The organism is Rathayibacter tritici, from assembly GCF_001641005.1.
Lineage (GTDB): Bacteria > Actinomycetota > Actinomycetes > Actinomycetales > Microbacteriaceae > Rathayibacter > Rathayibacter tritici.
The window spans coordinates 2,112,417-2,131,774 of sequence record NZ_CP015515.1 but is presented as its reverse complement, the minus strand read 5'-3'; the positions used below and the strand labels follow the sequence as shown (position 1 = coordinate 2,131,774).

Here is a 19,358-nt window from a genome sequence, read left to right as displayed (position 1 = left end):
AGTGCGCCGGACTCAGCCGGAGAGGCGGTCGCCGGAGTGCGCGAGCAGCCGGGCGAGGTGGGCGCCTACAGCGTCGTCCTCGATCAAGAAGCCGTCGTGGCCGAACGGCGACGTGATCACCGCGACCGCTCCGCCGTCGAGGGCGCCGGGAGCGTGCGCGGCGATGATCCGTTGCCCCTCGACCGGAAAGAGGCGATCACTGTCGATGCCGAGCACGAGCGTGGGACTGGTGATCCGGCCGAGGGCCGCCGCCTCGCCGCCGCGGCCGCGACCGACGTCATGCGAATTCATCGCCTCCACCAGAGTGATGTAGCTGTTCGCGTCGAAGCGACGGGTGAACTTGTTGCCGTGGAAGTCGAGGTACGACTCGACGGCGAATCGGCCGCCGCCGCCGAGCGGGCTGAGCCCCGACTGCCAGCTGCGCTCGAAGCGGTCGTTGAGCTCGGAGGGGCTGCGGTAGTTCAGCAGCGCCATTCTGCGGGCGAGCGCAAGGCCGTGGTACGGCCCCTGTCCGTCGCCCGCGTCGTAGTAGGCACCGCCTGCGAAGGCCGCATCGGTGCGGATCGCCTCCAGCTGCACGAAGTTGAGCGCGATCTGGTCGGCGGTGGCGCGCGGGGGAGCGGCGAGGACCGCGAGTCGGGCGACGCGCTCGGCGTGGTCGATGCCCCACTCCAGAGCCTGCATTCCGCCCATCGAGCCGCCGATGACCGTGTGCCAGCACTCGACGCCGATCAGCTCGCTGAACCGCACCTGTGCCCGCACCTGGTCGCGGATGCTCGTGTAGGGGAAACGCGCGCCCCACTCGCGGCCGTCGGGAGCGAGGGACGCGGGGCCCGTGGAGCCTTGGCAGCCGCCGAGCATATTCGGGGCGACCACGAAGAAGCGGTCCGTGTCGATCGCGAGCCCGGGGCCGACCAGTCCGGACCACCAGCCGTCGGTGGCGTGGCCGGGGTCGCCCCGGCCGATCAGGTGGGAGTCGCCGGTCAGCGCGTGCAGGACGAGGACGGCGTTATCGCGCTGGGCGTTCAGCTCGCCCCAGCTCTCGTAGGCGATGCGGGCGTGGGGGAGGTGTCCGCCGGCCTCGAAGTCGAACGGGCCGAGGTCGACGAAGCGGCGGCCGCCCGGGTGGTCGCCCTCTCGCCACGCTCCGGTGGCGGGCGGCTTGCCGATCACCGAGAGGAGCTGACGCTCCGTGATGAAGGCCGATGGGACCGTGTCCTCGAGTGTCTGCTGCCAGTCCATACCGCTGTCTATGGTGTCACGCCCTGCCCGTGCGCCTTCGCCCTCGGCCGGTCCAGTGCGCGGTGGATCCCCCGGACGGGGCAGGGGAACCCACCGCGTCGGCGGCACGCTCAGGCGTTCGCGCGCGAGGCCTCCACGACGGCGCGCGCAGCGCGGAGGGCCTGGTCGAGGTCGGCGCGGAGGTCGTCGATGTTCTCGAGGCCGACCGACAACCGCACCAGGCCCGGCGTGACTCCGGCCGTGAGCTGCTGCTCGGGCGAGAGCTGCGAGTGCGTGGTCGACGCGGGGTGGATGACCAGCGAGCGGACATCGCCGATGTTCGCGAGGTGCGAGAACAACTCCAGCGAGTCGACGAAGGCGCGACCAGCGTCCACTCCGCCCTTGAGCTCGAACGAGAGCACTGCGCCCACACCCTTCGGCGCGTAGCGGTTCGCCGCGGCGTACCAGGGCGAGGTCGGCAGGCCCGAATAGTTCACCGAGGCGATGTCCGAGTGGTTCTCCAGGTGCTCCGCGATCTCCTGCGCGTTCTGCACGTGGCGCTCGATCCGGAGCGAGAGGGTCTCGATGCCCTGGATGAGCTGCCAGGCGCTGGCCGGGGCGATCGAGGCGCCGAAATCGCGCAGCAGCTGCACGCGGGCTTTGATGATGTAGGCGAGGGAGTCGCCGACTGCCGCGGTGTAGACGGCGCCGTGGTACGACTCATCCGGTGTGGTCAGGCCGGGGAAGCGCTCGGCGTTCCTACTCCACGAGAAGCGGCCGCCGTCGACGATCGCGCCGCCGATGACCGTCCCGTGCCCGCCGAGGAACTTCGTCGCCGAGTGCACGATGATGTCCGCGCCGTGCTCGAAGGGGCGGATCAGGTACGGCGTCGCGATGGTGTTGTCCACGATCAGGGGCACGCCGGTGTCGTGTGCGACATCGGCGACAGTGCGGATATCGAGGATGTTGATCTTGGGGTTGCCGACGGTCTCGGCGAAGAACAGCTTGGTGTTCGCTCGGACGGCGCGACGCCACTCCTCCCGGTCATCCTGGTTCTCGACGAAGGTGGTCTCGATGCCGAGCTTGGCGAGGGTGTACTTGAACAGGTTGTAGGTGCCGCCGTAGATCGAGGACGACGAGACGATGTGGTCGCCGGCCTGCGCGATGTTCAGCACGGCCGCGGTCTCGGCCGCCTGGCCCGACGCGAGCAGCAGGGCACCCGATCCGCCCTCGAGAGCCGTGAGGCGCTCCTCCACAACCGCCTGGGTCGGGTTCTGGATGCGCGTGTAAATGTTTCCGAACTCGGCGAGCGCGAAGAGGTTCTGCGCGTGCTCGGCACTGTCGAAGACGTAGGAGGTGGTCTGGTAGATCGGCGTCGCGCGGGCCCTGGTCACTGGGTCCGGTGCGGCTCCCGAGTGGATCTGCTTGGTCTCGAACTGCCACTTCTCGGAGTCGGTCATGATTCTTCCCATCGGATCGTCGGGGTCGAGGACGGGGCCGGTCTCCGTCGCGACGAGCGTACGCGCGCCCCTGAACGGCGGCCAGGGTCCCCGACACACGGGGTAACGCCGGTCAGCGTCGCTCGGGTTGCCGGTCGCGCTCGGCTCCGGTGGGGCTGGCGCGGTTCGGCCGCGCGTCGGCGTCCGGGGCGAACAGCCAGGCCGCGCGGGGCTCGACCAGCCGGTGGAAGACGGTGCGCGTCCAACCCAGCGAGAGGGCGATCGAGACGCCGATGCAGAACAGGATCATCAGCACCAGCGCGAGCGTGCTGTCGGTCCGGAACAGGACACCTGACTCCCGCAGCGGGTACAGGACGAAGCTGTGCAGCAGGTACACGTACATCGTCGAGCGGCCCCGCGCAGTGAACGGCGTGCGTCGGCGCGGAACGAGGGCGAACAGCGCGAGTGAGAGGACCGCGGCGGCCGCCATCAGCGCCAGGCGCACGAGGCCGGCCCACCACTGCGTCTCGCCGAGAGCGTCGTAGGGGCGGTCGTAGAAGAACCAGAACCGAAGGTCGGCCGCGCGGAACGCCTCGATGTTGACGCTCATCACGACCACCGCGACCGCGAAGAGGAGGACCGCGACGATCCGGACTCCGAGTACGCGCGCGGGCGGCTGTGCCAGCCACCGCTCGAACACGGAACGACCACCCGGTGTGACACCGCGCAGCCGCCAGCCGAAGACGAAGAACGGCAGAATCCCGATCGCGCGCGCGAGCGAGAAGGTCGAGTCGATGTTGTCGTAGTAGCTGACCCCGACCGCGAGCACCACGCTGATCAGCAGCGGCCAGCGCAGCAGCGCCAGATAGGGGAGAACCAGGCGGAAGATGCCCAGAGCGAGCAAGAACCACAGCGTCCAGCTCGGCCTGGTCGGATTGAACTCCTGCTTGCCCTCGACCAGGAACTGCACGAGTGTCCAGATCGTCTCCATGATCAGGTAGGGCAGCAGGATGTCCGTCAGCACCCGGCGCATCGCCCGCGCGCTCGGCGCGCCACTCTGCGAGAAGTAGCCCGAGATGATCGCGAACGCCGGCATGTGGAAGGAATAGATCACCAAGTAGACGATCAGCGCGGTGTCCGACTGGGCTGTCAGCCGCTGGATCCCGTGGCCGATCACGACGAGGGTCACGCAGAGAAAGCGCGCGTTGTCCCAGAGGGGCACGCGGCGCGAGGGAGCAGCGGCGGTCCCGGTGGTCGCGGGGGCCGGGTCGGCGGGCGGCACGCGGCCAGACTAGCGTTGGGCTGCGACGACGAAGTCGAGGGTGTCCGAGGCTTGACGGAAGGGAACGGGCGTGGATCGACGCGTTGTGGTGACAGGAGCGAGTTCGGGGATCGGAGCGGCGACGGTTCGCCTGTTCCGGCAGCACGGCTGGGAGGTCGTCGCTGTCGCTCGCCGCCGCGACCGACTCCAGGCGCTCGCCGCCCGGACGGGCGCCGGGTTCTTCGTCGCCGACCTCACCGACGCCGCCCAGGTCGACGCGCTCCGCGACCATCTGGCCGCGTCAGGGCCGGTACACGCCCTGGTGAACAACGCGGGCGTCGCGTTCGGACTCGACCCGATCGAGACGTCCGACGCCGAGGACTGGCGCCGTATGTTCGAGATCAATGTGCTGGCGGTCAAGCTGGTGACCAGCGCGCTGCTCCCGCTGCTGCGTGCGGGGATCCAGGGGAGCGGCTCCTCCGCCGACATCGTGACGGTCACGTCGATCGCCGGGCACACCGCCTACGAGGGCGGAGGCGGCTACAACGCCTCCAAATTCGCCGCGCACGCGCTCGTCGCCGTGCTGCGGCTCGAGCTGGCCGGGGAGCCGATCCGCGTGATCGAGATCGCCCCTGGGATGGTCGCCACCGACGAGTTCGCGCTGGTCCGCTTCCGCGGCGACCGCGAGCGCGCGGACGCCGTCTACGCGGGCGTCACCGATCCCCTCGTCGCCGAGGACGTCGCGGCCGCGATCGTCTCCGCCGTCGAGCTGCCAGCCCACATCAACCTCGACCTGGTGACCATCAAGCCGGTCGCCCAGGCGGCCGCGCACAAGGTGGCACGAAGGCCCCTGGCACCGCGCGCCTGACCGATGTGACGCGACGGCCCGCGACGGCCTAGCCTGTCCCTCATGGTTTCCGACGCCGACGACTCCGCCGCCCTCCTCGCCGCTACGGAGAAGGAGGTGCTTGGCTGGCTCGAATTCGGTGATGCAGCACGCCACTTGGCCGACGATGTGGTGGCGTCGGGCTACCGCCCGGAGCTGGTCGTCGCCATCGCCCGGGGCGGACTCCTGCTCGCGGGCGCGGTGGCCTACGCGCTCGGCATCAAGAGTTGCGGGGCATTGAACGTCGAGTTCTACACCGGCGTCGAGGCGCGTCTGGCGGAGCCCGTCGTGCTGCCGCCCCTGCTCGACGAGGCGTCGGTCCGCGGCAAGCGCATCCTCCTGGTCGACGACGTCTCCGACTCCGGCCACACCCTCGCCCTTTCGGTGACGCTCATTCGCGCGATGGGCGCCGAGGTGCGCACCGTCACCCTCTACACGAAGCCGCGTACCGTTCTCGAGCCCGACTTCTTCTGGCGCCGCACCCCGCGCTGGATCGTCTTCCCCTGGTCGGCTCTGCCCCCGGTGGACGGAGCTCTCGCCGAGGACGGCGAGTGAGCGTCCACCTGATCGGCGGCGGAGGCGGCGCCGAGCACGACCAGGAGTTGTACGGGGCGTTCCTGGCGGAGGCGCGCACGCACGCCCTCGACGCCGGTCGCATCGAAGGGCCGCGCATCGCGATCGTCGTCGTTCACGACGGGCTCGGTCCGGAGGCCTACTCCGGCTATGCGGCGCTGCTGGCGACGGTCGGCCCGCTCGACCCGCTCGCCGTGATGAAGCCGGAGGGCGGCAGGATCGACCCCTCGGTTCTCGACAATGTCGACGGCATCTTCGTCGGCGCAGGGCTCACCCCCGCCTACCGCGATGCGCTCCACGACTGCTTCCCGCGCCTGCGCGATCTTGTCTCCTCCGGCGTGCCCTACGCCGGCTATTCGGCGGGAGCGGCGGTCGCGGCCGACCGCGCGATCGTCGGCGGGCACCGGATCGGAGCGGTCGCGGTCGCCCCGGAGGCCGCGGCGGAGGAGCTCGACGAGGTGACGGTGCTCGAGGGCATCGGCCTCATCGACGTCTCGGTCGATGTGCACGCCGCGCAGTGGGGCACCCTCGGGCGCCTGGTCGCGGCCGTCGAGGCGGGCCTGGTCGACGGTGGTGTCGCGCTCGATGAGTCCACCGTGCTGATCGTGGGCACCGGCGCGTTGCGCGTGGGCGGCGCAGGATCGGTGTGGCGCGTGACCCGGAGCGATGCCGGAGTCGTCGTCGCGACGCTCGCGGCGGGCTGACTCGATGGATCTTCAGGAACTCGCCACCGCGGGACTGATCGATAAGGGCTGGGCCGACGCGCTCGCTCCCGTCGCCGGAGAAATCGCCGCGATGGGCGACGTCCTTCGCGCCGAGGTCGCGGCCGGCCGGCCCTACCTCCCGGCGGGCCGCGACGTCCTCCGCGCGTTCGCCGCTCCGCTCGCCGACGTGCGCGTCCTGATCGTCGGGCAGGATCCGTACCCCACGCCGGGGCATCCGATCGGCCTCTCCTTCGCCGTCGAGCGCCACGTGCGCCCGCTGCCGAGGAGCCTGCAGAACATCTACCGCGAGCTGCGCGACGACCTCGGCGTCGCACCGCCCCCGCACGGCGACCTCAGCGGATGGACCTCGAGCGGAGTGATGCTGCTCAACCGCGTACTCACCGTCGCTCCCGGAGCTCCCGCCTCGCATCGCGGCAAGGGCTGGGAGGTGGTCACCGAGCACGCCATCCGCACCCTTGCCGCGCGGGAGACGCCGCTGGTGGCGATCCTCTGGGGTCGCGACGCCGCGTCGCTCCGCCCGATGCTGGGACAGGCCGGAGTGATCGAGAGCGCGCATCCGAGCCCACTGTCGGCCGCGCGCGGTTTCTTCGGCTCCCGGCCCTTCAGTCGCGCGAACGCGCTGCTGGTGGAGCGCGGCGCGGAGCCGGTCGACTGGAGCGCTCTCACGTGAGCGGGGCGGCGGCCACGGGGCCGCTACGCTGGCTCGGATCGATGGGTGGAGCCGAAGGGGACACGGATGCTTGAGGAAGAGTACGAGCAGAGGCGTGTCCTGCCGCCGCACCTGCGCAAGGCGCCGCCGCCCGAGCCCGACTTCTCGTTCGAGATCCGCGAGGCGCGCGACGCCGACCTGCCGGACATTCGCGAGATCTACAACCACTACGTCCGCAACACGGTGGTCACCTTCGACGAGGACGACTCGACGCTGAAGGAGTGGCGCACGAAGTTCTCGCGCAACCAGAAGCTCGGGCTCCCCTTCATCGTTGCCGTCTCGCCGTCGGGTCAGATCCTCGGCTATGCGATGGTCTCGCCGTGGTCGTCCAAGCGCGCCTACCGCTTCACCGTCGAGAATTCGATCTACCTGCGCGCGGCGTCGACGGGCAAGGGCCTGGGCAGGGCGCTGATGACCGAGCTGCTCGAGCGGGCCAGGGCGGTCGGCATTCGGCAGATCATGGCCGTCATTGCCGACAAGGGGGCGGAGGCATCGCTCGCGATGCACGCGCAGTTCGGTTTCGTCGAGGTCGGCCGAATGGGTCGAGTCGGCTTCAAGTTCGAGCGCTGGCTCAGCACGGTGCTGCTGCAGAAGACGCTCAAGTAGGCCGCCCCCGCCCCTGCGAATGCGCCTCATCGACAGGTGGCGGGCACCGGGTGCTCCCTACACTGGACCGCATGGAATGGCTCGTCCCGCTCATCGTCGTCGTCGCGCTCGTCGTCATCCTCGGGGTCTACCTCTGGGCGACGTACAACTCGCTGGTCACCCTCAACGTCCGTGTGGATGAGGCGTGGAGCGACATCACCGTCCAGCTGAAGCGGCGCGCCGACCTCATCCCGAACGTGATCGACTCCGTCAAGGGCTACGCCTCGCACGAGCGGCAGGTCTTCGAGTCGGTGACACAGGCGCGCGCCGAGACCCTGCAGGCGCAGGGTCCGGCGGAGGCGTCCCTCGCCGAGGACCACATGCAGAGCGCGCTGAAGTCGATCTTCGCGGTCGCAGAGGCCTACCCGCAGCTCCAGGCGAGCCAGAACTTCCTCCAGCTGCAGGGCGAGCTCGTCGACACCGAGGACAAGATCCAGTCGGCCCGTCGCTTCTACAACGGCGGAGTACGCGAGATGAACACCAAGGTGAAGGTGTTCCCTAACACGCTCTTCTCTCGCCGGCTCGGCTTCTCGGAGCGCGACTTCTTCGAGGTCGGCACTCTCGCCGCGATCTCGGAGCCCCCGCGCGTCCAGTTCTAGGCGGGTCCCATGTACCGTGCCATCGCCCGCAACAAGCGCAACACCGTCCTGATCCTCGTTCTCTTCCTGGCGATCATCGGCGGCCTGGGCGCCCTCGCCTCCGCGGTCTACCGCAGCACGGCGATCGTGGTGGTGGTGCTCGTGATCGCTGCCGCATACGCACTGTTCCAGTACTTCTTCGCCGCTGGACAGGCGGTCGCCCTGAGCGGAGGCGTGCCCGTCGAGAAGGCGCAAGAGCCGCGGCTGTACCGCATCGTCGAGAACCTCTCGATCGCGACCGGCACACCGATGCCGAAGGTCTACCTCATCGACGATCCTGCGCCCAACGCCTTCGCGACCGGTCGTGATCCGGAGCACGCCGTGGTTGCTGCAACGACCGGTCTCCTCGCGATCATGGACGACGCCGAGCTGGAGGGCGTGATGGCCCACGAACTCGGTCACGTCCGGAACTACGACATCCGCGTCTCGATGATTGTCTTCGGGCTCGTCGTAGCGGTCGGCTTCCTCTCGGACGCGTTCCTGCGTCTCGCGTTCTTCGGCCGCGGCGGCACCAACAACGGCGGAGGCAATCCGGCGCTCCTGATCGTCGGACTGGTGTCGATGGTCCTCGCGCCGATCGTCGCGACGGCGGTGCAGCTCTCCATCTCGCGCCAGCGCGAGTACCTCGCCGATGCCACCAGTGCTCTGACCACTCGCCATCCCGATGCTCTCGCCCGCGCCCTGCTCAAGCTGGAGTCCACGGGGCGGCCGATGCAGCGCCAGAACAGCTCGATGGCCCACCTCTGGATCGCCGATCCGTCGAAGCCGGGCGTCGTCGCGCGCCTCTTCGCGACCCACCCGCCGATCGCCGACCGCGTCGCCCGCCTCTCCGAGATGGGCTCGCGCTTCTAGGGAGTGTCTCCTCGTTCGTCGAGTCGGAGGAAAGGACGCGGAGCGGGTCATCTCGCTCGGCCTCACCGTCGACCCCTCCGGCTATCCGGGCGAACGTCCGCCACCTGTCCGCAGGCGGCGCTGACGTCGCCTCTCTCGAGGTGCCATGATTGCAGCGACGCTATGAGGCGCAGGCGAGGGAGCCCATGAGCACAGCACTGTCAGCTACCGCGATGTTCTGGATCGGCGTCAGCGGCGTATCGCTAGGTGTGACGTTCGGCCTGATAGTACCGATCTGGATCGCTCCCTACCAGGCGAACGGTTCTCCCACGATCAGCCAGATCCTTTCAACGATACCAGTGCTCAGTCGACTAGCAGAGGGAACGGGATACTCGTTCATCGCCGGAGCGTTTGTCGTACGTCATTTCGAGAACTGGCAAGCTACGGATGCTCGCCGTTCTGTTCATGTCATCGGGCGCACGGCTCGGAAAGACGACGCCTAGCGCGCGTGCACGAACTGCCCGCCCGCGCGCCCCCAAGCGGGACCTTGGGCTGAGTGCCGTCTGTGGCGGGGTGGGTCGGACGCCGGCCACGGGTGGTCGATCGCGTGAGGGCGAAGCGTGGCGACAATCAGAGGACGATCTCGCCTGCAACGACGCTCGTAGCGACGTCGGAGACGCGGGCCCCGTGGGATCGGGCGCGCTGACGCAGGACCTGCCAGGCAGTCTCCATATCGACGTCCTGGCTATGAGCGACGACTCCCTTGGCCTGCTCGATGACGATCCGGGTGTCGAGGGCATGCTGCAGGTGCTCGCGTGCGAGCGCGGATTCGCGGATCGCTCGCTCCTGGACGAGGCCGATCGTGGCGACGTCGGCAATGGTCTGCGCGGCGAGGACATCATCCCCGTCGAACTCGCCGGGCCGGTCTCTGAAGAAGTTGAGCGAGCCGATGGTGCTCTGGCGCAACCGCAGCGGCACGGCGTGCACCGACTCGTAGCCCGAGTTCCGTGCTGCTTCCGCGAATGCCGGCCATCGCGCGATGATGTCCTCCAGTGTTCCCGCGGTGACGACGCTGCCGGCGTGGTACGAGTCGACGCAGGGCCCGTCTCCCGCTGAGAGCTGGAGGACCTCGATGAGGTGAGTGCGCTCGCTGGTCGAGGCCATGACGACGAGCTCGTCATGCTCGTCGCCCAGGACGAGGCCGACATCGACGGCGTCGAAGATCATGGCGCACCGCTCGACGAGGTCGTGCAGGAACTCGACGATATCGAAGTCGTCGACAAGAGTGTCGGCAACCGCAGTGAGGGTCTCGAGAAGCAGCTGCGTGCGTTCGGGGGCAGACATGAAGAACCTACTTTCAGTGATCGTGGTCAGGGGAAAAGTCGAGGCGGCGGGCGACGACATCGGCGGCGACGTCCCGAAGAGTTCGGGAGTGGCTGTAGGCATATGCGCGCAGGATGAGCAGCGCGTCATCGGGGGCGATTCCTGTCTGGCTGAGGATCATGCCGGTTGCCTGGTGGACCTCACGGCGTGCGAGCGACCCATCGCGTTCCCCCGCCCCGGACTGGGTTTCGGCGAGAGCGCGGGAGCTTACTGCGCGTCCCATCAGTGCGACGATGCTCTGAGCCAGCTTCACCGCGGTGTCGTCGGTGTGCTCTACGTCAGAGGCGAACAGCGTGACGGCGCCAATACGCAGTGGCCCGAATGACAGGGGTAGTGCAAGCACCGAGCACACGCCGGCGAGACCGAACGAGGACGCGAGAAAGGGCCAGCCGGGGTCGCTCCCCGTCTCGGCGAGAGAGGCGTGGACCGGCCTCCGGCTGCGGAAAGCGTCCCAGGCCGGCCCTTCACCCAGGTCGAGCTGCGCCTCGTCTAGTGAGGCGGCGCGGAGACTGCTCGACGCGAGCGTCTCGACATCGAACGGGGGGCCGAGAGAGGACGCGGCCGCCTCTTCGAAGGGAAGCAACGTGATCAGCGAAGCCAACATCACAGCGAGATCCTCGGTATCGCTCACTGCAGCCGCGTCATCAGTGGGGGGACGGTAGGAATGATGAGTCATCGGTTGATCGACTCGATGGGTGTTGCCTTCAGCTGGCCCGGCTCGCGGCTGTGCTCATCCGAGAGGTTCAGGCCGATGCCCAGCGGCATACCGGTCGAGATCCAGACAGAATGCCGGCCGGAGCCCGTCTCCCTGCTCGGCAGCCACGAAAGGTAGAAAGGCTCTGAACGGCGAGGTTTCAGGCCCACCACGATCTCAACATGAGTGAAAAGCCGGTCGTCGAAATCGAACGACCGTTGGTCGTCGTGCAGAACGCCCATCCCAGGACCTCTCGTCTCAGCAGACTCGCCGGGGTCATGGGCGGAAGTGACTCAGTGTGACAGACGAATGGGCCCTGCTCCCACAATCGGGTGAAACCGGTGCGGAGGGAACCCTCGAGTCGGCTCCGCGTGGTTCCCGATGCAGTGGGTGCCGCGAGGCTCGGCGCGGGGCTATCGCCGCGACCCTCCCGCCCCTACGCTGACCCTCAGCGACCCTGACTTCGCCGCTGATCACCGAGGGACGATCAGGAGCGGAGTCGTGAGGATGGCACCAACCCAGCCGGATCCACCGAGCGCCTCATCTGAACCGGATGGAGCGGACGCTGAGACCGTCCGTATCCTCTAGGCTCTCCTCGAGGCTCTCGAAGAGCCAGGAGGCGTTCACCCCGCGCTCGCTCTCCTTGTCGAAGACTCAGCACGAGCTCTGCTCGGTCTCGAACCCGTCGTCCCGTCAGGACCACGGCTTCTGCACGGCATCGAGCGCCCGGCGAAGGGCTGACTCAGCGACAGCGGCCGAGACGGCGTCTCGTGAACGCTGCAGCCGGGGCGCGCGGAATCCATCGTGGCGCATATCGGCTTTTTCGTTCAAGACGGTCGTAACCCGCTACGGTCCGGAGATGAAGAGAATCACGTACAGCGGGGGATCGATCGTCACGAGCAACGCGATCACAGCCGCTCTGCTCGAGTACACAACCACCGTCGCCGACGCAGAGAACAGCACGACCGTCGAGATTACGGTGCTGGAGGAGAACGGCGAGACCTCCGTGCACACCCTTCTCTTGAGCCCCGCCAGCCAGTTCGATGTCGCCGACGTGGGGGGTGTCGCCGCGGAGGCGGAGGCGGATCGATTCCCGCTCCCCGTGATGCCGAAGGTCGGAATCACGGGAACGGTCGAGAGCAACGGAGACGCCGCTCGCACTGCCGACGACATCAACTCAGTCATGGATCATATCGAGCACGGATTGGGTCAGTAGTCATGGGGAAATTCATCTACGGCACGCCCTCCATTTCCGTCGATTTTGACGATCGTGTCCTCGCGCATCTGAAAGCCGCGATTATGGCCAAAGTGCGGCGGGGCGAGAGCTTCATGTTCTCGTGGGAGTGCACCCGGGAATCCGGTTCGGGACACAGTACGATCTGGATCCACCCGGCGATCCCGTTGCAATTCGACTATTTCGGTGGCCGCGAGCCGCGCCTCAATCGGGCCTGGATCGAACAGCTTGTGCGGCTCTCCAACTCGCCCGCAGGCCTGCGGGTGATTCCCGAGCCGCCCGAGGTCGCCTAGGCCGTCGCCGTCGCCTAGGCCGTCGCCGTGGTGCGCGTGGCGACGGATCGCTGCAGCGACCTCGGCCGCTACGGCGACTGCAGGGCGGGCGAGCATCGCGGCGACCCCGTTGAAGTGCCCTCCGGTCCGGTCAGATGGCGGCGGTGACGACGACGGCGTCGGTGGTGAAGTGTGTCTCAGCGCTGGTCCGGCTGCATTGGTAAGGTGTGCTCGCCCAGGGGGACTGCCCCGCACGGGCGCCCTGCCTCGGGGAGGTCTCGTTCGCACGTCGATGCAACGGCCGAGTCCTGGGTAGGGCCAGCAGCCGCTCTCAGCATCGTTCAGCCGTCTCCCGGCTCTGGTGATGAGCCCGACGTCAAGGATGCATATGCGCCTCTCTCTCCTCCCCGGACACCGACGTGGACGGTTCACGGCTCGCCTGCTCGTCATGGCCTGCGCCATCGCCGCAACGGTGGGAGGTTCCAGCTTCAGTGGCATCGGAGTTCAGGCCGCGGATGCCTCACCCCTGACGTCCGAGCGTCTCGACGGAACCTCGACGGACGCCGATGCTGTTACGGGTACAAGCTTCTCCGACGAGGAGGACGCTGCCTCAGCCGCGTACTGGACGCCCGAACGCATGCAGAAGGCAGAGGCGGCCCCTGCGGACGGCCCCGACGCCGCCGCGAGCCTGGCACAGTCCAGCGGAGTAACGCACCACGAGCCCGTCTACTGGATCGGGCGGTTGTACTTCGTTCGCGGAGGACTCGAGGGGTCGTGCACGGGATCCGTCGTCAAGTCGGACTCTCGGCTCGTCGTGGCCACTGCAGCTCACTGTCTCTCCTTCGACCGTGAATTCGCGACCAACCTGCGGTTTATCCCCGCCTGGGACGGAGCGAACAAGCCGCTTCTCACCTGGGGTGCTGACTTCTACCAGGTCACGGCCTCGTGGCAGGCATCGATGGACGCTCAGCATGACACCGCCTTCATCAAGATGAAGCCTCGGGAGGATTGGGACGGGAAGAAGACGTACCTGTCTGATGTCGCCGGTGCCCCTCGGGTGGACTTTGCTCTCGCAACTCCGGGCCTGCACTATGAGATGTTCGGTTACTCCCAGGTCTCTGCCTACACGCCGGCCCCCCTCGTCACCTGCTCGGGTGAGGGCGGCCGTTTCATCGGATCTCCTCGGCGCCTGGGCCTTATGCAGTGCCAGTTCCCGCCCGGATCCTCGGGAGGGCCCGTGTACCACGCCTCCACGCGCGGTCCGAACGGAACGCAGGTCGGCAACACGAGTTCCGTCCAGACCCTGGGGAATACTGTTATCTCCTGGTTCGTACCCTGGGGCAGCGAGGAAGAGACCGCATACAAGAACGTCGACACGTTCGTCGGCTGATGCCGCTCGAGGAGCGCGATGACCTCTCGGTGATCGGTGCATCCGCATCGACCGTCAGGATCCACGTCGCGGCGGACTCCGGCAGGTGGACGAGCGGGGGAGACTTCGGTTGATCAGAGCCTGAGGATCGGAGGAGCCGGGACACTGCGCCGCTGAGCGCTAGTACGCTCTCGCCCTCAGCGCGACGGCGAGGTCGGCGGCGAGGTCGCCCCGCCCGACGACCTCGACGGCGTCGAGCCCCTGCCAGGCGGAGGCCTCGGCGAGCAGCACGGCCAGCCTCTCGGCCGTATCGGCCGGTGCCCCCGGCTCCCGCCACGCCGCCTGCACGAGCAGGACCCGGCTCCGCCGATCGCTCTTGAGGTCCACCCGCGCGGCGATCACGTCGTCGAGCAGGACCGGAAGGACGTAATAGCCGTGCACCCGCTGCTCGGCCGGCGTGTAAATCTCGATCCGGTAGTGGAACCCGAAGAACAGCTCCGCGCGCGGACGATGCCAGACGACGGGGTCGAAGGGTGAGAGCAGCGCGTCCGCCCGGAGCGTGCGGGGGCGGCGGGCTTCGACGTGCCGCCAGAGCGGGATCGGGCGCCCGCCGCGCTCCCAGCCGCGCACCTCGACGCGCTCGAGCTCGCCCGCCTCGACCAGTTCGTCGACCGCGACGCGGGTGGGTGCCTGGAGCAGTCGGTGGTAGTCGGCCAGGTCGCCGAGGGTCGCGATGCCGTGCGCCCGCGCGGCCCGCCGCACGAGTTCACGGACAGCATCCGGGAGAGCGACCTCGGCCTCCAGCACCTCGCGCGGGAGCAGCTGCGAGGCCAAGCCGTAGGAGCGCTCGAAGCGCGTCCGCCCCGCCGTCACCACTTCGCCCCAGCGGAACAGGACCTCGAGACCCCGCTTGATGTCGGACCACCCCCACCAGGGTCCGGTGCGGACGTTGGCCTCGTGCTCGATCTCGGAGGCTCGCAGCGGGCCGTCGGCGAGTGCCGCCCGCAGCCAGTCGAGGGTAGCGCGGTTCTCTGCGGCCCAGCCCTCGTGCTCGGGGAGGCGGACGAAGCGGTACTGCTGCATCCGCCAGCGGTAGAGCGGGAGGTCTTCGCGGCGGACGAGGGCCGCCTCGTGCGCCCAGTACTCGAGGTAGTGACCGCCGGGTGAGAAGGCGGCCGCGTCGAGGAGGGAGCGGTCGTAGGGGCCGAGGCGCGCGAGCAGCGGCAGGTAGTGGCTCCGCTCGAAGACGTTGACTGAGTCGAGCTGCAGCGGGCGGATGCGGTCGACGGCGGCGCGGATCTGCCGCGCGCCCACTCTTGAGGGCCGGGGTGCGCCGAAGCCCTGCGCGACCAGGGCGATCCGGCGCGCGAGCGCGGGGGAGAGCTGCTCGGTCATGGTCTGCTCACGCTAGCGAACACCTCCGACATCGTTGTCACCGATTCGGCGCCCGGCGTTCGCCCGGCATTCACCGGCGCGTACCCTCGCCGTTTCGCACCGCTCCTAGCGTGCCCGAGGTCGTCCCACCGGGTCGACCCAGCCGACTCCTGGAGGACCCTTGACCATTCAGCGACTCTCGCGCACCGCCGCCGTCACCGCGGCCGGCACCGCTCTCGTCCTCGCGCTCTCTGCCTGTTCCGGCGGCGTGACCGCCTCCACGGAAGGCTCCAGCGCGGCGGCCGCGTCCGCCACGTCCGCCGCCGACCTGGGCGGACTCGACGCCCTGGTCGAGGCCGCGAAGGCCGAGGGGCAGCTCAGCGTGATCGCCCTGTCCGACACCTGGGCGAACTACGGCAAGCTGATCAGCGGCTTCGAGAACACGTACGGCATCACCGTGAACGCCGCCGACCCCGACGCCTCCTCGGCCGAGGAGATCAGCACGGCGAAGAACCTCGCCGGTCAGGACACCGCTCCTGACGTGTTCGACCTGGGACCGGCCATCGCACTGGCCAACACCGACATGTTCGCCCGGTACAAGGTCGAAGCGTGGGACGACATTCCGGAGGGGAACAAGGAGCAGTCGGGCCTCTGGGTGAACGACTACACCGGGCTGATGTCGATCGGCTACGACGCGGCGGCCGTGCCCGCGCCGACGTCGCTCCAGGACCTCCTCGGCTCCGGCTACCGCGGCTCGGTCGCGATCAACGGCGACCCGACCCAGGCCGGCGCCGCCGCCGCCGCGGTAGAGCTCGCGGCCCTCCAGACCGGCGGATCCGCCGACGACGTCCAACCCGGGATCGACTTCTTCCACACGCTCAACGACGCCGGGAACTTCCTACCGCTGGACCCGACCGAGGCCACGATCGCCTCCGGTGAAACCCCGGTGGTCTTCGACTGGAGCTACAACAATCTCGCGGCGGGTACGGCGAATGCGGGCAGTCGTGAGTGGAGCACGACCGTTCTGCCGGGCGCGGCTGTCGGCAGCTACTACAGCCAGGCGATCAACGCCCACGCCCCGCATCCCGCGGCCGCACGGCTCTGGCAGGAGTACCTCTACTCCGATGCGGCGCAGAACCTCTACCTCGCTGCCGGTGCGTACCCGGTGCGCCTGGCCGCGATGACTGAGGCCGGCACGCTCGACCAGGGCGCGCTCGCCGCCGTCGGCGCTGCTCCCTCCGACCTGGTCCAGTTCACCGAGGAGCAGACGAAGGCCGCCTCGTCGCTCCTGGCCGAGAAGTGGGCTGCGGCGATCCAGGGATGAGCGCTCGTGCCGAAGCCGTTCCCGCCGCGCCGCTGGTCCGGGGACGGCGCAGCGCTCCGGCCGTGCTGGGTGTGGCCCCCTTCGCGCTCTACGTCCTGCTGTTCCTGGCCGTGCCCACCGTCCTCGTGGTGATGACCGGATTCACGGACGGCGAGGGCCGCTTCACCCTCACGAACCTCCAGGCGCTCGGCGACCCCGTCGTCCTCTCCGCCTTTGGCGCGTCGCTCGGGCTCTCGGCGGTCACTGCCGTGGTGGGCGCGGTCCTGGGCGCCGTCGTCTGCCTGGCGCTGGTGGGTTCGGATCCGCGCGGCCCGCTGCGCACCGTGGTCGACGCGGCGGCGAGCGTGCTCGCGCAGTTCGGTGGCGTGATGCTGGCGTTCGCGTTCATCGCGACGATCGGCGCGCAGGGGCTGGTGACCACCCTGCTCGCCGGAGCGGGGGTCGACCTGTACTCCGACGGGGTGTGGCTCTACCAGCTCCCCGGGCTCGTGCTGCCCTACCTCTCCTTCCAGGTCCCGCTGATGGTGCTGACCTTCCTCCCCGCGCTCGAGGGATTGCGCCCCGAATGGGCCGAGGCGAACGCCGTACTCGGCGGCGGCCGGCTCGGCTACTGGCTCCACGTCGCGGGTCCGGTGCTGGCCCCCTCGTTCCTCGGCTGTGTGTTGCTGCTGTTCGCGAACGCGTTCTCGTCCTTCGCCACGGCGGCGGCGCTGATCAGCCAGGGCGCGCAGATCGTGCCGCTGCAGATCCGCGCGGCGCTGGTCAGCGAGACGGTGCTGGGGCGGGAGAACCGTGCCGGCGTGCTCGCGCTCGGGATGCTCGCGGTGATGGTCGTGCTGATGTCCGGGTACGCCCTGCTGCAGCGCCGGACTCGGCGGTGGCAGCGGTGAGGCCGTCGCGGCTCCTCGCTCGGACGGTGCTGGTCGTCACCGGGCTCGTCTTCGCGGTCCCGCTGGTCGCGATGGCCGAGTTCACCCTCCGCGGCCCCGGCGGCTACGACCTCTCGCACTGGACGGCGATCCTCGATCCCGGACACGAGCGGGCGTACCGCTCCCTGTTCCAGGGGATCGGCAACTCGCTGATTCTCGCCGTCGTCACCGCCGTGATCGTCCTCGTGCTGCTGGTGCCGACGATGCTGCTCGTCGAGATCCGGCTCCCGCGGCTGCGCCGTGCTCTGGAGTTGGTGTGCCTGCTGCCGCTGACGGTGCCCGCGATCGTGCTGGTCGTCGGGTTGGCGCCGGTTTACTCCGTGGTCACCCGGCTCGCTGGTTCTGCACCCTGGACGCTCGCGCTGGCCTACGGCGTGCTGGTCCTGCCCTACGCCTACCGTGCGGTCGCGGCCGATCTCGCCGGACTCGACGCCGTGACGCTCTCGGAGGCCGCTCGCTCGCTCGGTGCGGGCCCGCTCGCCGTGCTCGGGAGGGTGCTCCTGCCCAATCTGCGCCGCGGCCTCGTCGCCGCCGCGCTGATCACGGTCGCGGTGGTCCTGGGCGAATACACGATCGCCTCGCTGCTCAGCCGCACGACCCTGCAGACCGCACTGGTGCAGGTCTCGAAGTCGGACGCCTACGTCGCCGTGATCTTCTCGCTGCTCTCCCTCCTCTTCGCCTTCGCCCTCCTCCTCGGGATCGGCCGCCTCGCGCGGATCGGTCTGCCGGTGGGCGCGGCGCGCTCCTCGAAAGGCTCCTCGTGACCGCTCCCACCCTGCCCGGCGCCCGCGTGCGCTTTGTCGACGTGGAGCGGCACTACGGCTCAGCGCGCGCCCTGGACGGCGTCTCGTTCGACGTGGCGCCGGGGGAGTTCGTCGCCCTGCTCGGCCCGTCCGGCTGCGGCAAGACGACGGCTCTGCGGGCCCTCAGCGGGCTCGAGCGGATCGACGCGGGCCGCATCCTCGTCGACGAGGAGGACATCGCGCAGGTCCCCGCGGCGAAGCGCGACATGGGCATGGTCTTCCAGTCGTACTCGCTCTTCCCGCACCTGCGGGCGCGCGAGAACGTCGAGTTCGGGCTGCGCACCCGCGGAGTGGCCGCCCGGGAGCGGCGCTCGGCCGCGCAGGAGGCCCTGGACGTCGTCGGCCTCGGCGGGCTCGGCGAGCGCTACGCTCACGAGCTCTCCGGCGGACAGCAGCAGCGCGTGGCGCTCGCGCGCGCCCTGGTCACCCGGCCGCGGGTGCTGCTGCTCGACGAGCCGCTGTCGGCGCTGGACGCGAAGGTCCGGGTACAGCTGCGCGACGAGATCAAGCGGCTCCAGTCCGAGATCGGGATCACCACCTTCTTCGTCACCCACGATCAGGAGGAGGCCCTCGCCGTCGCCGATCGGGTCGCGGTGATGAGCGCCGGCCGCATCGAGCAGCTGGGCGCGCCCGAGGACCTCTACGCGCGTCCGGCGACGGCTTTCGTCGCCCACTTCGTCGGCCTCTCGAACGTCGTCGCGGGTGCGGTCGCCGAAGGAACCGTCACCGCTCTAGGCACCCGGCTGCCGCTGGTCGACCGGGCGGCTCCGAGCGGACCGGTCTCGGTCTTCCTCCGCCCTGAGGACCTCGAGATCGTGGCCGAGGGTGCGCCTGACGCGCTCGTCGGCGCGGTCCTCGCCTCCAGCTTTCTCGGGCCGGTTCGCCGCTCGAGGGTGCTGCTGTCCACCGGCGAGGAGCTGGTCGTGCAGCACCCGTCGGGGCAGCGGCTCGAACCGGGGCAGCGCGTCGGCGTTCTGCTCGCGCGCCGGCCGGTCGCAGTGCGCGCTCACCGAGACGAGGTGCCGTCGACCGCCACCGGCTGAGCACG

22 protein-coding genes are annotated in these 19,358 nt (G+C 69.3%); 15 read left to right on the top strand and 7 right to left on the bottom strand.

The genetic code is table 11. From position 1 onward, the window contains the following. Window positions 1-12: 12 nt before the first annotated feature. The 3 genes from metX to A6122_RS09700 form a co-directional block, all read right to left on the bottom strand. A complete protein-coding gene (gene metX / locus A6122_RS09710; protein ID WP_068254306.1) occupies window positions 13-1,242 on the bottom strand; it encodes a homoserine O-acetyltransferase MetX in 1,230 nt (409 codons plus the stop codon). A 110-nt stretch (window positions 1,243-1,352) separates the two neighbouring features. Continuing rightward, window positions 1,353-2,681 carry a bifunctional o-acetylhomoserine/o-acetylserine sulfhydrylase gene (locus A6122_RS09705; protein ID WP_068254304.1) on the bottom strand — a complete coding sequence of 443 codons (1,329 nt, stop codon included), beginning with the start codon at window positions 2,679-2,681 and terminating at the stop codon, window positions 1,353-1,355. Between the two features lie 112 nt (window positions 2,682-2,793). Further along, entirely contained in the window at window positions 2,794-3,942 is a 1,149-nt protein-coding gene (locus A6122_RS09700; protein ID WP_068254301.1) for an acyltransferase family protein, read from the bottom strand. Window positions 3,943-4,012: 70 nt separating this feature from the next. Here A6122_RS09700 and A6122_RS09695 point away from each other — a divergent pair, with 70 nt between their 5' ends. The 8 genes from A6122_RS09695 to A6122_RS16565 all read left to right on the top strand — a co-directional run bounded on the left by A6122_RS09695 (window position 4,013) and on the right by A6122_RS16565 (window position 9,431). Beyond that, complete coding sequence (locus tag A6122_RS09695) at window positions 4,013-4,789, top strand: SDR family oxidoreductase (protein ID WP_068254300.1); 777 nt, start codon at window positions 4,013-4,015, stop codon at window positions 4,787-4,789. 42 nt (window positions 4,790-4,831) lie between these two features. After that, window positions 4,832-5,362, top strand: coding sequence for a phosphoribosyltransferase (locus A6122_RS09690; protein WP_068254299.1), 531 nt, complete (start codon window positions 4,832-4,834; stop codon window positions 5,360-5,362). Next, entirely contained in the window at window positions 5,359-6,084 is a 726-nt protein-coding gene (locus tag A6122_RS09685; protein ID WP_084415942.1) for a type 1 glutamine amidotransferase family protein, read from the top strand. The genes A6122_RS09690 and A6122_RS09685 overlap by 4 nt, the downstream gene beginning before the upstream one ends. 4 nt (window positions 6,085-6,088) lie before the next feature. Then, window positions 6,089-6,775, top strand: a complete 687-nt coding sequence (locus tag A6122_RS09680) for a uracil-DNA glycosylase (protein WP_237358158.1) — start codon at window positions 6,089-6,091, stop codon at window positions 6,773-6,775. 66 nt (window positions 6,776-6,841) lie between these two features. Further along, window positions 6,842-7,420, top strand: coding sequence for a GNAT family N-acetyltransferase (locus A6122_RS09675; RefSeq protein ID WP_068254296.1), 579 nt, complete (start codon window positions 6,842-6,844; stop codon window positions 7,418-7,420). A 71-nt stretch (window positions 7,421-7,491) separates the two neighbouring features. Beyond that, window positions 7,492-8,058 carry a LemA family protein gene (locus A6122_RS09670; protein WP_068254295.1) on the top strand — a complete coding sequence of 189 codons (567 nt, stop codon included), beginning with the start codon at window positions 7,492-7,494 and terminating at the stop codon, window positions 8,056-8,058. A 9-nt stretch (window positions 8,059-8,067) separates the two neighbouring features. Next, window positions 8,068-8,949, top strand: coding sequence for a M48 family metalloprotease (locus A6122_RS09665; RefSeq protein WP_068254292.1), 882 nt, complete (start codon window positions 8,068-8,070; stop codon window positions 8,947-8,949). Window positions 8,950-9,134: 185 nt separating this feature from the next. Beyond that, window positions 9,135-9,431, top strand: coding sequence for a hypothetical protein (locus A6122_RS16565; protein ID WP_146076699.1), 297 nt, complete (start codon window positions 9,135-9,137; stop codon window positions 9,429-9,431). A 127-nt stretch (window positions 9,432-9,558) separates the two neighbouring features. Here the strand turns inward: A6122_RS16565 and A6122_RS09660 are convergent, their stop codons facing one another. The 3 genes from A6122_RS09660 to A6122_RS09650 form a co-directional block, all read right to left on the bottom strand. Then, on the bottom strand, window positions 9,559-10,272 hold the full coding sequence (locus tag A6122_RS09660) for a GAF and ANTAR domain-containing protein (protein WP_068254291.1): 714 nt from the start codon (window positions 10,270-10,272) through the stop codon (window positions 9,559-9,561). A 13-nt stretch (window positions 10,273-10,285) separates the two neighbouring features. Beyond that, the gene (locus A6122_RS09655; RefSeq protein ID WP_167542366.1) at window positions 10,286-10,915 is read right to left on the bottom strand and encodes a GAF and ANTAR domain-containing protein; all 630 of its coding nucleotides are present in this window, start codon (window positions 10,913-10,915) and stop codon (window positions 10,286-10,288) included. Between the two features lie 68 nt (window positions 10,916-10,983). After that, window positions 10,984-11,247 carry a DUF7882 family protein gene (locus tag A6122_RS09650; RefSeq protein ID WP_068254283.1) on the bottom strand — a complete coding sequence of 88 codons (264 nt, stop codon included), beginning with the start codon at window positions 11,245-11,247 and terminating at the stop codon, window positions 10,984-10,986. 311 nt (window positions 11,248-11,558) lie between these two features. Between A6122_RS09650 and A6122_RS16560 the strand changes: the two genes are divergently transcribed. The 3 genes from A6122_RS16560 (at window position 11,559) to A6122_RS09635 (ending at window position 13,901) form a co-directional block, all read left to right on the top strand. Next, window positions 11,559-12,221, top strand: a complete 663-nt coding sequence (locus A6122_RS16560) for a hypothetical protein (protein ID WP_146077236.1) — start codon at window positions 11,559-11,561, stop codon at window positions 12,219-12,221. A gap of 2 nt (window positions 12,222-12,223) precedes the next feature. Then, on the top strand, window positions 12,224-12,532 hold the full coding sequence (locus A6122_RS09640) for a DUF7882 family protein (protein ID WP_068254280.1): 309 nt from the start codon (window positions 12,224-12,226) through the stop codon (window positions 12,530-12,532). Window positions 12,533-12,899: 367 nt separating this feature from the next. Continuing rightward, a complete protein-coding gene (locus A6122_RS09635; RefSeq protein WP_068254279.1) occupies window positions 12,900-13,901 on the top strand; it encodes a trypsin-like serine peptidase in 1,002 nt (333 codons plus the stop codon). Between the two features lie 159 nt (window positions 13,902-14,060). Here A6122_RS09635 and A6122_RS09630 read toward each other — a convergent pair whose 3' ends face one another. Then, window positions 14,061-15,275 carry a winged helix-turn-helix domain-containing protein gene (locus A6122_RS09630; protein ID WP_068254278.1) on the bottom strand — a complete coding sequence of 405 codons (1,215 nt, stop codon included), beginning with the start codon at window positions 15,273-15,275 and terminating at the stop codon, window positions 14,061-14,063. Between the two features lie 160 nt (window positions 15,276-15,435). Between A6122_RS09630 and A6122_RS09625 the strand changes: the two genes are divergently transcribed. Genes A6122_RS09625 through A6122_RS09610 form a run of 4 tightly spaced genes read left to right on the top strand, consistent with a single transcriptional unit; the run spans window position 15,436 to window position 19,353 of the window. After that, window positions 15,436-16,578 carry an ABC transporter substrate-binding protein gene (locus A6122_RS09625; protein WP_373408569.1) on the top strand — a complete coding sequence of 381 codons (1,143 nt, stop codon included), beginning with the start codon at window positions 15,436-15,438 and terminating at the stop codon, window positions 16,576-16,578. Continuing rightward, the gene (locus A6122_RS16555) at window positions 16,575-17,468 is read left to right on the top strand and encodes an ABC transporter permease (RefSeq protein ID WP_068254277.1); all 894 of its coding nucleotides are present in this window, start codon (window positions 16,575-16,577) and stop codon (window positions 17,466-17,468) included. The genes A6122_RS09625 and A6122_RS16555 overlap by 4 nt, the downstream gene beginning before the upstream one ends. Next, window positions 17,456-18,271, top strand: coding sequence for an ABC transporter permease (locus tag A6122_RS16550; RefSeq protein ID WP_068254275.1), 816 nt, complete (start codon window positions 17,456-17,458; stop codon window positions 18,269-18,271). The genes A6122_RS16555 and A6122_RS16550 overlap by 13 nt, the downstream gene beginning before the upstream one ends. Further along, on the top strand, window positions 18,268-19,353 hold the full coding sequence (locus A6122_RS09610; RefSeq protein ID WP_068254272.1) for an ABC transporter ATP-binding protein: 1,086 nt from the start codon (window positions 18,268-18,270) through the stop codon (window positions 19,351-19,353). Before A6122_RS16550 ends, A6122_RS09610 begins: the two co-directional genes overlap by 4 nt. The last annotated feature ends 5 nt before the right edge of the window (window positions 19,354-19,358 follow it).

Bases quoted from the DNA above. Each gene is read 5' to 3' on its own strand.
- A6122_RS09640 (WP_068254280.1), top strand. From the start codon at position 12,224: ATGGGGAAATTCATCTACGGCACGCCCTCCATTTCCGTCGATTTTGAC.
- A6122_RS09635 (WP_068254279.1), top strand. From the start codon at position 12,900: ATGCGCCTCTCTCTCCTCCCCGGACACCGACGTGGACGGTTCACGGCT.
- A6122_RS09650 (WP_068254283.1), bottom strand. From the start codon at position 11,247: ATGGGCGTTCTGCACGACGACCAACGGTCGTTCGATTTCGACGACCGG.
- A6122_RS09690 (WP_068254299.1), top strand. From the start codon at position 4,832: ATGGTTTCCGACGCCGACGACTCCGCCGCCCTCCTCGCCGCTACGGAG.
- A6122_RS09680 (WP_237358158.1), top strand. From the start codon at position 6,089: ATGGATCTTCAGGAACTCGCCACCGCGGGACTGATCGATAAGGGCTGG.
- A6122_RS09655 (WP_167542366.1), bottom strand. From the start codon at position 10,915: ATGTTGGCTTCGCTGATCACGTTGCTTCCCTTCGAAGAGGCGGCCGCG.
- metX (WP_068254306.1), bottom strand. From the start codon at position 1,242: ATGGACTGGCAGCAGACACTCGAGGACACGGTCCCATCGGCCTTCATC.
- A6122_RS09705 (WP_068254304.1), bottom strand. From the start codon at position 2,681: ATGACCGACTCCGAGAAGTGGCAGTTCGAGACCAAGCAGATCCACTCG.
- A6122_RS09670 (WP_068254295.1), top strand. From the start codon at position 7,492: ATGGAATGGCTCGTCCCGCTCATCGTCGTCGTCGCGCTCGTCGTCATC.
- A6122_RS09660 (WP_068254291.1), bottom strand. From the start codon at position 10,272: ATGTCTGCCCCCGAACGCACGCAGCTGCTTCTCGAGACCCTCACTGCG.
- A6122_RS09630 (WP_068254278.1), bottom strand. From the start codon at position 15,275: ATGACCGAGCAGCTCTCCCCCGCGCTCGCGCGCCGGATCGCCCTGGTC.
- A6122_RS16565 (WP_146076699.1), top strand. From the start codon at position 9,135: ATGAGCACAGCACTGTCAGCTACCGCGATGTTCTGGATCGGCGTCAGC.
- A6122_RS16560 (WP_146077236.1), top strand. From the start codon at position 11,559: ATGGAGCGGACGCTGAGACCGTCCGTATCCTCTAGGCTCTCCTCGAGG.
- A6122_RS16555 (WP_068254277.1), top strand. From the start codon at position 16,575: ATGAGCGCTCGTGCCGAAGCCGTTCCCGCCGCGCCGCTGGTCCGGGGA.
- A6122_RS09665 (WP_068254292.1), top strand. From the start codon at position 8,068: ATGTACCGTGCCATCGCCCGCAACAAGCGCAACACCGTCCTGATCCTC.
- A6122_RS09675 (WP_068254296.1), top strand. From the start codon at position 6,842: ATGCTTGAGGAAGAGTACGAGCAGAGGCGTGTCCTGCCGCCGCACCTG.